We start from the raw sequence: 12,227 nt of genomic DNA, 5'->3' as shown, positions 1-12,227 counted from the left end.
AAAGGATCACCGACTTCGGATAATGCACGCCCTTGAACTCGATCACGCCCCGAGCCTCTCCCCAACTGCCCGAAAACAATGGCATATCAAAGGTCGTCGAAGAAACCAGAAACTTTGCGACACTGCCCAACCTTCCGCACTGTGCTTGAATCTCACGAACTCGGGCCATCCGACACTAAGTATCTGTTTTTGCATGTGTTTCTCCTAAGAAAAAGGAAAACATCCGATAATGCAACCTTATTGGATATTATATGGGAATGACAGGCGCGGCGGATATTGAAAGACAAAATGGCATAAAGCGCCGATATTTGGTAGCGTCCCGCCATGAAAGCTGCCACAAAATCTCCCCTGCCTCCCTCAAACCCTCCGGCCCTGCCGCGATGGATCCGGCAGGGCGCTGGCCGCGATGATCTTGAAACAGCGATGTTTTCCGCCGGGGCCGCCCTTGCTGTGCTGGACCCGATTGCCCGGTCCGAGGACCCGGTTGGCATCCTCTGGCGCAAACGGCTGGCGCTCTCGAGCGCGGCGGCAGTTTCCCAACTGGAAGGGCGCCGGGAAGGTGAGGCGCAGCTGCGGGACGCCTTCGCACTGCGCAAACCCGGTGATGATCCCGGACCCGCCGGGCGGATGCTGATCGGCTGGCGCGCCTTGGGCGAGGCGCGGGCGTTGAGATCCGCGGAGTGGCCCGCGCGCTTGCCCGGCTTCTTTGACCTGCCACCCGAGCCGAGCGCGGAGATTTTGCGCGACCTCGGTGCTCGATTTGTCGGCCGCAAGCCCCCGCTGCGCTTTGCCGCTGAAACCGGGCGCGAGATTCTCGCTCTAGGCCCGGCCCATCGCGGCTTGGCGCTCTGGCTGGCGGATGCGCTTTTGGCTCGGGCACTCGGCTGGGACCGGCCGGTGCCGCTGCTCGCCGCTCATTTGCCGCGGGCAGCCCTCCGGCTGGAAGGGGAGGCGTGGCTTGCGGCCTGCGCGAGTGCCTGGGGCAGGGGGGCGGTTGCCGCCTTCGATCTGCACATCGAGCTGACCCGCCGTGCCGATGCATTGCGCGCCGCGCATTTGCGGCGGCCGGGAAAGGATACAGCATCCATCACCACCGGGCTCCTGACGGAGGATGCGCTGGCGGCTCAGGCGGGGGCCGAGGCCAGTGATCGTGCGGCGCGGCGGCTCTTTGATCGGCTGACCTCGCTGGGGTTGGTGCGTGAACTGACCGGGCGACCGACGTTTCGGCTTTACGGGTTGTGACCATGGCCCCGAAAACCGCCGAGCCAATGGACACCGAACTCGCCGAGCTGCCGCAGGCGTTGCGCTGGCGGGAATGGATGGCGCGGGTTGAGGCTGTGCTATTCACGGCCTCCGAGCCGGTGGGGCGGGAGGTGCTCGCCCGAGTGGTCGGTCGGGATTGCGCGCTGGACCTGCTGATCGAGGACATTGCTGCCGAACTCGTGGGGCGACCCTATGAGATTGCCCGCATCGCAGGCGGCTGGCAGTTCCGCACGAGGCCGCAACATTCGGCGGCGATCCGGGCCGCGCTCGGCGAGGGTGAAGCTGTTCGCGATCTCACCCAGAATGAAGCGCTTGTCCTGACCATCATCGCCTATATGCAGCCGGTGACCCGTCGTGCGATCTCGCGCCTGACCGGCCGCGAGGTCAGCCGAGATTTGATTGCACGGCTGCCCGGCCAGGCGCTGATCGCCCGAGGTCCGCGTAGCCCCGAACCCGGTGCGCCCTACACCTATGTCACAACGCCGGGGTTCTTGGTGCAGTTCGGGCTGGAAACCCTGCGAGACCTCCCGGACCTCGAGGCGCTGGAAGATGCGGGACTGCTGAAGCCAGCGGCTGACATCGCGCTGGATCTGCCGACTTCGGGCGAAGACGAATGACCCTTCGTTCACGCGTTAGTATGGGTGATCGGTTCGGGGGGCCGTGCTCCGCGAATACGGGTGGCAAAACCTCTGAGAACATCGAGATTGAGTGGAGGATTTGTAACACGAGCCGGTTCAGGGTTCGCAAAGGGCAAAACTGATAAGCCCGCTCAGCGCGCGCGATGTAAGATGAGGTATAGATGGGACTTCTATAACTCGAAAAGACCCTATAATATGAGCGATAGATGGAGGCTCTATAACTCATGCGCTGGAACTGGACCCAGGAAGACTGGCCGCGTTTTCGATATGACGACGAGGCAGTCAAGCCTCTTGAGGAGAAGTTCCTGATCTCGTCTGGCGAGATCGTCGGCGCTGTTCGCCATGTCACGGGCGATGATCGGGATCGCCTGCGGATCGAGCTTCTGAGCGAAGAGGCTATGCGGACAAGCGCGATCGAGGGCGAGGTCTTGGACCGTTCAAGCGTCCAATCCTCGCTGCGGCGCCAGTTCGGGCTGGCGATCGATGGCACGCTTGTGAATGCACGTGAAGAGGGCATCGCCGAGATGATGGTCGATGTCTACTCGCGCTATGCCGAACAGTTGGATCACGACACGCTTTGCCGCTGGCATGGGATGCTCTTGTCCCATGACCGACACCTTGAAATCGTCGGTGCCTATCGCAAACACAGCGACGCGATGCAGATCGTGTCCGGCCGTATCGACCGGCAGCGCGTGCATTTTGAGGCACCGCCATCCGCTCATGTGCCTGCCGAGATGGACAGCTTCGTTGCCTGGTTCAACGCATCCGCTCCGGAAGGAGCGGCACCTGTCGCGGCGCTGAGCCGGGCTGCACTTGGGCATCTGTGGTTCGAAAGCATTCACCCCTTTGAGGATGGCAACGGTCGTCTTGGCCGCGCTCTGGCGGAGAAGTCGCTGGCTCAGAACATCGGTCAGCCCAGCCTGATCGCGCTCGCCTATACGATCGAACGCGATCGAAGGGCCTATTACGAGCAGCTTGAAACCCATCAGAAGACTTTGGACGTGACGCCGTGGCTTCTCTGGTTTGGCGAGACAGTCCTCAAGGCGCAGCAAGCCACACTGGAGCGTGTCGCGTTCTTCATTTCCAAGGCAAGGTTCTATGACCGGCTGCGGGGCAGGTTGAACGAGCGGCAGGCGAAAGTGGTCGAGCGCGTGTTCCGTGAAGGGCTGGAAGGTTTCCGAGGTGGGCTCAGTGCCGAGAACTATATCTCTATTACTGGCACGTCACGGGCGACAGCGACCCGAGACCTGCAGGACCTTGTGGAGATGGGTGCCCTTACGCGAACAGGCGAGCGCCGACATACCCGGTATTGGTTGCTGAATGCCTAACGGGCCTTAGCGGAGAACCCGTGTCGAGGTCATGTTTCCGGAGCACCGGGCAGCGGAGAGAAGTCGGGAGTTGCGTTGCGAACGACCTCTGTCACCTCGCATGACGCTTGATCCATAGATTTCGCTGAGCCAAACACCTCGCCGTTCATCTGGGCGCGATAGCTGTCCCATCTGTCATTCAGAACCTTCCAGTTATGTTCGTCGTAAGAGCCGGGGAGTTCGACGGGCAAGATCCGGATCTTCGGCGGTTCAGTGTTGCCCCGGTGCTGCGAGACCATCTCTTCCCAGAGCGAGCCGATCCGGTCGACCCGCCCGATCTGCTGCTCGACCACGCCGGGGTTCCATTCCGGCTGGAACAGCACCACGGTACGGCAGGATGTGTGAAGGTTCAGGCCCTCACGGCCAACACTGGATTGCGCGACAAGAACCATGGGCCAGCTTGCGCGCCGGTTAAACGCCGTTTGCAGGTGTTGCTTTGCTGCGGGCCCCATACCGCCGGCCAGCCGACGGGCAAAAAAGCCGTTACGACCATCAAAATCAGTCAGAGCCAGCTTGATGCGTGATGTCAGATTCTGGTCCGGATCCGAGGCTCCGTCTTCATCCTCCTCGTTATTGGGCAGGTTTTCTTTTCGAAATGCGTCCCAGGCCTCGGCAACGGTCGAGCGCCCGTGCCGGAGTTCTTGATCATCCATGATTTCGATCAGCGCCTGTGTCAGCGGCAGGACAAGCTTTTCCGTCTGCACGGCCAGGCCGATCTGTGGTCCAAGTGTTTCGGTGACATAAATCCTCACATCGTCGAGGGCTCTGGAACGCTGCGAGCGGTATTTGTCGTATTGTCGCTGCATCAGGCCCGACAGCGTGTCGATATCGGCATTGCCCACAAGGCTACGCATATCGGCCATTTGAAGGGCGGCCGCGAGCGCCTCGCGGAACTGGGCATCCACGGGGATGGTTTCTCCGGGCCAGTGCCAGGTTTTGAACGGGGCATCCGGGTTTTGCGAAAAGATCATCAGGCGCCGGATCATCTCTCGGGCGTTCAACAGATCGGTCAGGCGCCGCATCGCCTGGGTGAAAATGCCGAAAACCAGAACCTTTTCCGGGGCCTCTGATCGTATCGCGATCTTTTCAATCGCCCTGACGGCCGCAAGCAGCGTTGGGTGCGCATAGGGATCGGCGGCGGCAGGTTTCAGTCGCTCCAGCCAAAACCCGGCCCGTTCGCGCCGCCGATCCTCTTGCCGGTTGGTGACCGGGCCACGGCCGGGGGCAGACAGTGTGTGTTCGTCGCTGTCCCGCCAATCGCCTTTCTCCGGCTTCTCCACCGCATCAAACGCGGATGCGAGCGAAAATCCACGCGCGAGCGCCAGCCGCAGACGCTTTTGCGCCGCGAGCCCGGTTGCCGGCATGAGCGACAGGGCTTCGACAGCCATCACGGCGACCGACCAGTCTTTACTGGTCACCTCGGCGGTGATCCTTTGACTGCGGTCACGGTAATCCGGTCCATGCTTGCTGATATAGCGTTCAAGGACGCTGTCATTGCCGGGGACAGCCTTGCGGCGGCGTAGCATCCAGGGAGAAAGCTGCTCGTGGAACTCCGTCGCGGCAATCCTGAAAGCCTCTGCGGTTGCCGGGCCGGGCAGAAGCTGGACAGCTTTCGCCGCCGCAAGGAACTTCTCTGATGCCTTGCCACAGGACTGTGCTATCTCGTCATCAACCCCTGCGCGCAGAAGGATCTGCCGCCAGTTATCCGGGCCAAGCTCAAACGGGGTCGCGGTCAGGCAAAGGCGGCGGGGCGGGACATTCTTCACGCGGTCTTGCCGAACCAGACGCAGAAGCAATTGCGCAAGCGTGCTGCGGTGGGCGTTCTCACGCTCGGCAGAGGCATCGTCTTTGCTTTTATGCGCCTCGTCGATGATCACCAGATCAAAGCCACCAAGCAACGACAGCGTGAAGCTGATGAATGCCTCGCGTCCGGTGCCCCCGGATTGCAGCTCTTCAGGTTGCAGTGCATGATCGTTTGCCAATCTGCCAACATGATCGCCGATGATCTGCTTCTCGTCGGCGGGGATCATGCGCGAGAACCGTTCGCGCCCGGCAATGTGGTCCTGATATAGTGTTCGCAGCCGCTGACTGCCCCAGCCATTCTTCATCTGAAAATTCAATAGGCCGTGGGGAAGCAGCAGAACCGGGGCGCTCCTCAGGGATCGGCTGTCATCAGAATACAGATCCCGCAACGAACGTATTTCGGGGATCTCGGGCGGGTCTTCCTTGGCCGCGCGGAACGTCTTGTGAAACTCTTCCCGCCACTGGTGAAGCAGCCCCGGGGGCACAGCCACGACAACGCGCCCGCTGGCGCGGACGACGGCACAGGCCAATGCGACGGCAATCCGGGTTTTGCCCATGCCAACCTCATCGGCAATGATGGCCCCGGGAAGGTCCCTTTCGCACAGGCGATTCTGCAGGGCGGCCAGTGTGGCGCGCTGACCTGCGTCCAGCCAGGCTTGATCGGTGCCACTCCCGGACCCAGACGGCAGCGGGCGGCTGAACCCTTTCAGTAGCTCGTTGATCTGCCGATAAACGCCGGTCCGATTGTCATCGCTGGGCCAGATTGTCATGACAGTACCCCGTCGAAACCCGCAAATCCCCTGACACCCCAGAGCCGCGCCGCCTCGGCATGGGCGTCATGTAGAATGCGGACTTCTTCGTTGTTCAGACCCAGAGGCATGAACTCGGCGCGTCCCAGGTGCCGGAACGGGTTGAGTTGCATATCCTTCAGGGTGCGCAGAACGTCGCCTTCGGTGCGCGCAAGGGATCGCCCATGTTCGATCAGGCGGTTGGCCCATAGCCTTGTTTGACCTGCTGGCATTTCGGCCTGGACCTCACCCAATGCGGTAATCACAGCCATGAGGCGCCGTGTCGCGTATGTGGCTGGCCTTGCGGTTGCGCTCTGCCCTCTGCTGCCGTTGCGCCTGCCCTCATCGTCTTCGTCGTCTTCAGGGGGCTCGGGTTCAGGCTCGCGGCCGGTGGCCGCCATCTGCATCAGGGCATCCCACACATCCTCAAGCCGCCGATGCTGAGCTTCGGGCACCACCTGCAAGCCGCGTTCATTCAGAACCGGAACCGCGACATTCGCCGTGTCGTCACCGCCTGACGACCAACGCAGCCGGACCAAGGCTGGCGGCAGCCTCTCTGGATCAAGCGCAATCCGTTCAGACAGGGGCTGCCAGTTGCCTCCCGAATGGCTGAGGCTGATACCACGGAAATCAGAGGGCACAGGGCGTGGTTCCAGCCAAAGCCCGGCGCTGTCTTCAATGAGCCTGAAGTGGGTGAGCGGGCAATCGCCGCTGAATTCATTGGCCATTTCGAAAGGCCCACCCGCTTTGAGCTCTGTATTAAGGTCTATATCTTCGTTGGGACTGTATGGGAGATGCAGATCGGGCGTGCCCTGCTTGTCTACGGGTATCACCACACCGGCCTCAAAGTTCCAAAGCCCGGTGCCGGTGGAAGCCCCCATGCCTGCGGGGGTGAGATTGCCCGAACCGATATAGAGCTGCCCCTTGAGCCTGTCTTTCTTTCCCCGATAGATGAATTTGGCGTGGAGCTTGCCCTGTGACCCGTCATTGCCGTCCGGAAACCTTGGGCGAAAGAAACGCCACCGGCGGGCTTTCAGGGCAGCGGCAGCGGTAGCGAGGCCCTGACAGGCATCGGGGTTCAACACGGTAAAGACGGGTTTAGCTTCGTCCTGGCCGCTCAGGTCACTGACCAGTTCGCGCAGAAAGGCCTCTGCGCCTTGTGGCTGTGACGATCTGACTGGTGCCGGATCGCCGCCGGCAAAAAATCCCGAACCAAGAATGGTGAGGGGTTCGGACTGTGACCCGCCGAACCGTTCAAGAAGCGGCTTGCGCAACGGCTGATCGAGCGAATGAAAGAAGCGTGGTGTCACACCCGGAGGAGCCTTGAGCGCGTTCAGCAGGCGCAATGTGTCTGCGTAAGGAACCTGCATGGCTTCGCCACCACTTGCCGCAGCCCAAGGGTAAAGCGACAGATGGGGCTGCAGGCCGGTGAACATGTCCCGGGCCACCATGATATCCGCAAGGTTCTGGCTCTCGGCCGCCGGATCCGAATGCGGAAACTCAACAGACCAGAACAGGTCGATGTTTCGCTCCAGGGTTTCTCTGGTCCAGTTGCCGGTCGAGACGACCAGACGAAAGATGTCGCGCCGTGCGGCGGGGTCCTTCGATGTCGTGCCAGAGAAATGCAGTAGCGCCACCTTGGCGTGGAAAATACCGCGACCGCGGAACCGCTGGCGCCAACTTGGTGCCAGTGTCACGTGATACATGCCCGGCGCCCGGTCGGCGGTGATCTGCGGCGATGCGTGATCGGTCATCAGCAAAAGCGCGGGCCGCTGAAAGGTTGTGGCAAAACTGCCGGCGCCGATGGTGAACCGATCGGCGATTTCGCGCATGACGCGACCATCGGCGGTGAAACCGCAGATCCAGCCGAAATGGCCTGTATAACCGGGCGGCGGAGCGAATAGATCAAGCAGAGCTGTCATGCGTCTTGCATCGCTTCCCGCGCAAGCCGGCACAGGTTGTGCAGGCGATAGAGGCGCATGGGCGGCTCATCCGGTTCGTCGTCAGGCGCGCCATCGCCCGCGGGGCTGCTGTCAGCCTTATGGTCTGGATGCAGGCTGACTGTGCTATCCTCCAGCCGCAGGACAATATCATCTCGCCTGACCAGATCACGCAATAAAGCGGCGTCATCGTCATGTGAGCAAATTTCCATGATAAAGGGTGCCAGCTCCGATGGTGGAGACTGGGGGCCTCGCCGGGCTTTGAACTGGCGTGCCATGGATCGAAGTGAATTCAGCCGATCTTGCAGGGTTTGGCTCTCTAACAAATTGGTAACCCCTGCTCGTCCGCCGTTCGTATCCGAGAGCTGTGCCTGCACCCGGTCAAGGACGGCAAAGGCGGCAGCATAGGTCGCGAAAAAGTCCTGAGCCCAGTCAAGCCGCTCTGCTTTTGCGGGGTCGCTCTCTGCAACCTGCGTGCTGATCGCCGCAGCCATAGCATCCTCATCAAGCGTGGCATCCTTGAGGAGTTCGCGGCAGGCCTGCCATAGCGCGCTTCGCATTGCGCGATCTTCTTCGGCGCCAACACTCGCCATCAAGCCAGAGAAATACTGCCGTAGCTCCACGGGCAGGGGCTGCATCGGGGAAATGAGTTTCAGCTCTTTCTCCCCATGCTTCTCTTTCCAAGACGCACCGCCCAACCATGACCACAGCTTCGGAATTGCTTTGCTTGTGTCGGCGCGCCCAAGCGCCAAAAGCAGAAAATGTCTCCCCCTGTCGTTCAACTCAAAACTGTTGAATCGGGTGCTCCTGGCTTCGACCAGGCCAAGCCGGGGAAGGCAGGCACCCATACCCATTCGGATGGGCTGACTGACATAGCCTTGCCCGCGGGCGAGATCTGTCAGTCTAAGTTCTTTGGCATTTTTGATCCTTTGGAGCTTACGTGCACCACGAATGCGGTAGGCCTTGTCGTCGTCCACACCATTCCGGATGCTGTTCCAACAGGCCAGGGCCTCGAGCCCTTCGGCCATGGCTGATGGATTGACCTGATTTCCTGCCGCGCGTTGGACGGCTGCGAACTCGATTCCGATCAAAGACCACACGATACTGCGCAGGAACGACAGCCCGGCAAGACCAGGCACCGCGTAATCATTGGCAAAACGCACGACCGCCGCCAGCCCAAGGTCGCGGCGGCTACGCGGATGGCCAAGGTTTTCGTGTTCTATGATCCCCCAGCTTTCAGACGGGCTCATTTTGCGTCACCGTTGCTTCCAGCTCGGCCAGTTCCAGCCTTCCATGGTCGATCCAGAACACGGCCACGCCCTGCAGCGGATGCTGCGGATATAGGCCGGCCAGCAGACCGGCATAGCTGGAGAGTTGCGGCCAATAGGGGCCGAAACCTTCTCCATCACCGCCGGATTTGTGGTCGATCAGCAGGCAACCCTGCGGGCCAATGGCCAAAAGGTCGATGGTGCCGGGGATCTCTGCGCCCTCGGCGGTCTGGCCAAGCACCGAGATCTCGGCTTGCAGCTCGGTATAACCCTGATCGGAAAGCCAGGTTTTGAGCGCCCTGGCACGCTCGGCCACCAGCGCGAGTGTGGCGTCATCAAACTCGGTTGCGGGTGCCAAAGCCTGCGCCAGATCGGGCCGGGTCAGGTATGTGCGCAGCGCCAGATGCAAAGCGGTGCCTCGCGTGGCATCGTTCAGTGTCTGTGGCCAGGGTGCTCCAATATCGACACGGCGAGACACGGGCGGCACTCCCGCGCTGCGGGTTTGCGAAGGTTGCAGACGCCAAGGCGTCAAGGGTGTCATGGGCAAAGGTGCAGCGGCGCCAAAGCGCAGCGCCGGGGCCTCTGCACCGCCTGCATATTCGGTAAATCCCGCCTGTTCCGGCAGTTGCGTGATGACCGCAGGGCAATCGACGCCATTGATCCGCAGGCTGCCCGTTCCGATCTCCGGCGCGCAACTGTCCGACAGGATGTGGAACAGGTTCGCAGCCTCTGGCGCATCCTCTTCGCGGTCCTTGAGGAACCCCGGCCATTCCAGCACCAGCCTGTCGCGGGCGCGGGTCAGGGCGACATAGAGAAGGTTCCTTGCATTGGCCTCGAAATCCGCCCGGCGGTCCTCGATGAAACGGCGGGTGGCCTCGGGGGCGGCAAAGCCGGGGGTGTGGATCAGGGCAGCAGATCCAAGAACCACGGTCATATCGTCGATCCGGTCCAGCGCGTCGAACCGAGTGGCGGTGGAACCCGCACGTTCTTCGATGCCATAGTCGAACTCGGCGACCACAGTGATCGGCCATTCGCGCCCCTTTGAGGCGTGCCAGGTGACGATTTCCACGGCCTCGGCGCTATTGGCTGCAGGATTGGGGCGGCGGTCGAAATCACGCTCGCCCGCGCGCGCGTTGAGCCAGCCAAGGAAGACTTTTGCCGTCTCTCCATGGAACCCCGAGGCGGATTTGAGGTCGCGATGCGCGGCCTCGAATTCACCCGCCTCGGCCTCAAGTCGCAAAAGATCGGCGCGGGACTGGGCGGCGTCAGGCTGACGCTCGGCCCAAAGGCGCAGGCCGGCGGCGTCCAGCACCAGATCAAGCCCGGCCCCCACCGGCAGGCGTGCCAAAAGGTCGGAGAGCCCGGCCAGCCGCATCAGCACCGGATCATCTGCCAGCCGCCCGTCGATCTGGGCGGATAGTGCGTCTTGCAAGGGCAACGGGTCCGGGCCAAGCGTGCGCAAGAGCAGCCCGGAATGGATGTCCGCCGGGTTGGCGGCAAAGGCCAGTGCCGCGCGGGCCGCAACAATCACCGGGCTTTGTGCCCAGCCATCCTCGGCAATCCGCACCGGAACGCCACGGGCGCGCAGCTCCTCGGCATAGCGGGCGGCGGTGGCGTGGCGGCAGACCAAAAGCGCGATATCCGAGGGCCGCACCGGGCGGGCGGTCTTGCTGTGACGGTCAGTGACGGTCTCGACCTCAGTCAGGATACGGGCGATACGCTCGGCGATATGTTCTGGCGGCTGCGAATATTTTTGCGAGCGCCGTCCCTGCGTGGCGTTCAGCACCTCGATCGCCGGACCCGCAACCGGATCACGGGTCGGTGCCAATGGGTTATAGCCCGCGCCAAAGAGGCCCGCCCCCATCGCATTGACGAATTGCATCACCGAAGGCGTTGAACGCCAGTTGCGGTCCAAAGGCTGGGTCGCATCGGGGTTTGCCGCTGCAAGCGCTGTCGACAGGCGCGGATCGGCGCCCTGAAAGCCCATGATCGACTGTTTGACATCCCCCACCAGCAAAGTGCGCGGCGCATGCTGGCCAAGCTGCCACAGAAGCGCGAATTGCACCGGGTTGGTATCCTGGAATTCGTCGATGATGACGCAGTCGATCTCATCCAGCACCGCCTGCCGAACGGCGGGATCGGTGCGCAGCAGGTGCTCGGCCCCGGTGATCATATCGGCGAAGTCGATCAGGCCGAGCGCCTTTTTCCGTGCCTCATAGGCCGCCATCACCTCTTGTGCGCAGGCGATCAGGCAGGACAGGTGCAGCCTGGCATCGGTGAGCGGGCCGGGATGGGAAAGCAGCAGATCCGCCGCCGCCATAATGGCGGTTGCGAGCTCGTCATAACCCTCGGGCGTCTTGCTGGCTCTGTTCGAGACGAACAGGCTGCGCAGATCATTCCAAACCTGCCAATCGCGATCCAGAAGATCGGGCGCGCGATTTATGCGTTTGAAAAGCGATAGGTTATTCTCCAGCTTCTCGACATTGGTTTTGGCGGTGATCCCGGCCATGCCGCCCTCGGGGAAGGCCGCGATCATGGCCTGAACGGCGGCCCCGAGTGTGACGCCCGCCGCCGCCGGGTCATCCAGAACCGGCCCGTAAACCGCATCGAGCCGTGCCAGTGCCGGGGCGATCAGACCGGGATCGCGCCCCTTGTCACCAAGCCCGCGCAAGAGGTCGATCATCGACAGCACCCGGCCGCGCAGGGAATCCTCGACCGTCTCGCCCTTCACGAAGTTCGGGGCATAACCGAACCGCTCGGGCTCGGCCTTGATCGGGTCCAGCGCCCTGGCATGGGCCAAAGCCTGACGGATCAGCAGGTCGCGCTCCGCATCGCCCAGATGGCGCGGCTGCGGCGAGGCACCAGCCGCCAGCGCATGTTCGGTCAAAAGGCGCAGACCCAAGCCGTGGATGGTCGATACATAGGCGCGCTCCACCGCCATAGCCTCGGCCACCAGCCCATCGGCCAGAAGACCCGCGCGGATCCTCTCGCGCAATTCGCCTGCCGCGGCCTCGGTGAAGGTCACGGCAAGAATGCGTTCGGGTCGGACAATGCCGCGTTTGACCCAGTCCGACAACTGGGTCTTGATCCGATGGGTCTTGCCCGCGCCGGCCCCTGCGGGAACGATAACCAGGCCATGATCTGCATTGATGAGGGGCAT

General features: G+C 62.2%; 7 protein-coding genes. 3 read left to right on the top strand and 4 right to left on the bottom strand.

Annotated elements, in window-relative coordinates; translation table 11 throughout:
- Positions 1-324 precede the first annotated feature (324 nt).
- The 3 genes from H0485_RS18985 to H0485_RS18975 all read left to right on the top strand — a co-directional run bounded on the left by H0485_RS18985 (position 325) and on the right by H0485_RS18975 (position 3,229).
- Entirely contained in the window at positions 325-1,242 is a 918-nt protein-coding gene (locus tag H0485_RS18985) for a DUF1403 family protein (RefSeq protein WP_226937499.1), read from the top strand.
- 2 nt (positions 1,243-1,244) lie between these two features.
- Complete coding sequence (scpB, locus tag H0485_RS18980; protein ID WP_226937498.1) at positions 1,245-1,880, top strand: SMC-Scp complex subunit ScpB; 636 nt, start codon at positions 1,245-1,247, stop codon at positions 1,878-1,880.
- A gap of 245 nt (positions 1,881-2,125) precedes the next feature.
- Positions 2,126-3,229, top strand: a complete 1,104-nt coding sequence (locus H0485_RS18975; RefSeq protein WP_226937497.1) for a Fic family protein — start codon at positions 2,126-2,128, stop codon at positions 3,227-3,229.
- A gap of 29 nt (positions 3,230-3,258) precedes the next feature.
- Here H0485_RS18975 and H0485_RS18970 read toward each other — a convergent pair whose 3' ends face one another.
- Genes H0485_RS18970 through H0485_RS18955 form a run of 4 tightly spaced genes read right to left on the bottom strand, consistent with a single transcriptional unit; the run spans position 3,259 to position 12,227 of the window.
- Positions 3,259-5,841 carry a DEAD/DEAH box helicase gene (locus H0485_RS18970; protein ID WP_226937496.1) on the bottom strand — a complete coding sequence of 861 codons (2,583 nt, stop codon included), beginning with the start codon at positions 5,839-5,841 and terminating at the stop codon, positions 3,259-3,261.
- Positions 5,838-7,781 (bottom strand): phospholipase D-like domain-containing protein, encoded by a 1,944-nt coding sequence (locus H0485_RS18965; RefSeq protein WP_226937495.1) that lies wholly within the window; start codon positions 7,779-7,781, stop codon positions 5,838-5,840. The genes H0485_RS18970 and H0485_RS18965 overlap by 4 nt, the downstream gene beginning before the upstream one ends.
- The gene (locus tag H0485_RS18960) at positions 7,778-9,049 is read right to left on the bottom strand and encodes a hypothetical protein (RefSeq protein WP_226937494.1); all 1,272 of its coding nucleotides are present in this window, start codon (positions 9,047-9,049) and stop codon (positions 7,778-7,780) included. Before H0485_RS18960 ends, H0485_RS18965 begins: the two co-directional genes overlap by 4 nt.
- Positions 9,036-12,227 (bottom strand): UvrD-helicase domain-containing protein, encoded by a 3,192-nt coding sequence (locus tag H0485_RS18955; RefSeq protein WP_226937493.1) that lies wholly within the window; start codon positions 12,225-12,227, stop codon positions 9,036-9,038. The genes H0485_RS18960 and H0485_RS18955 overlap by 14 nt, the downstream gene beginning before the upstream one ends.

The sequence above is a fragment of the Pseudogemmobacter faecipullorum genome, assembly GCF_020539525.1.
Classification (GTDB): Bacteria; Pseudomonadota; Alphaproteobacteria; order Rhodobacterales; family Rhodobacteraceae; genus Pseudogemmobacter; species Pseudogemmobacter faecipullorum.
The sequence above is the reverse complement of the archived record's forward strand: the minus strand, read 5'-3'. Positions and strand labels throughout refer to the sequence as shown.

Excerpts from the sequence above, each read along its gene's own strand:
- H0485_RS18965 (WP_226937495.1), bottom strand. The coding sequence starts at position 7,781 with ATGACAGCTCTGCTTGATCTATTCGCTCCGCCGCCCGGTTATACAGGC.
- H0485_RS18985 (WP_226937499.1), top strand. The coding sequence starts at position 325 with ATGAAAGCTGCCACAAAATCTCCCCTGCCTCCCTCAAACCCTCCGGCC.
- H0485_RS18955 (WP_226937493.1), bottom strand. The coding sequence starts at position 12,227 with ATGCCCCTCATCAATGCAGATCATGGCCTGGTTATCGTTCCCGCAGGG.
- H0485_RS18970 (WP_226937496.1), bottom strand. The coding sequence starts at position 5,841 with ATGACAATCTGGCCCAGCGATGACAATCGGACCGGCGTTTATCGGCAG.
- H0485_RS18975 (WP_226937497.1), top strand. The coding sequence starts at position 2,126 with ATGCGCTGGAACTGGACCCAGGAAGACTGGCCGCGTTTTCGATATGAC.
- scpB (WP_226937498.1), top strand. The coding sequence starts at position 1,245 with ATGGCCCCGAAAACCGCCGAGCCAATGGACACCGAACTCGCCGAGCTG.
- H0485_RS18960 (WP_226937494.1), bottom strand. The coding sequence starts at position 9,049 with ATGAGCCCGTCTGAAAGCTGGGGGATCATAGAACACGAAAACCTTGGC.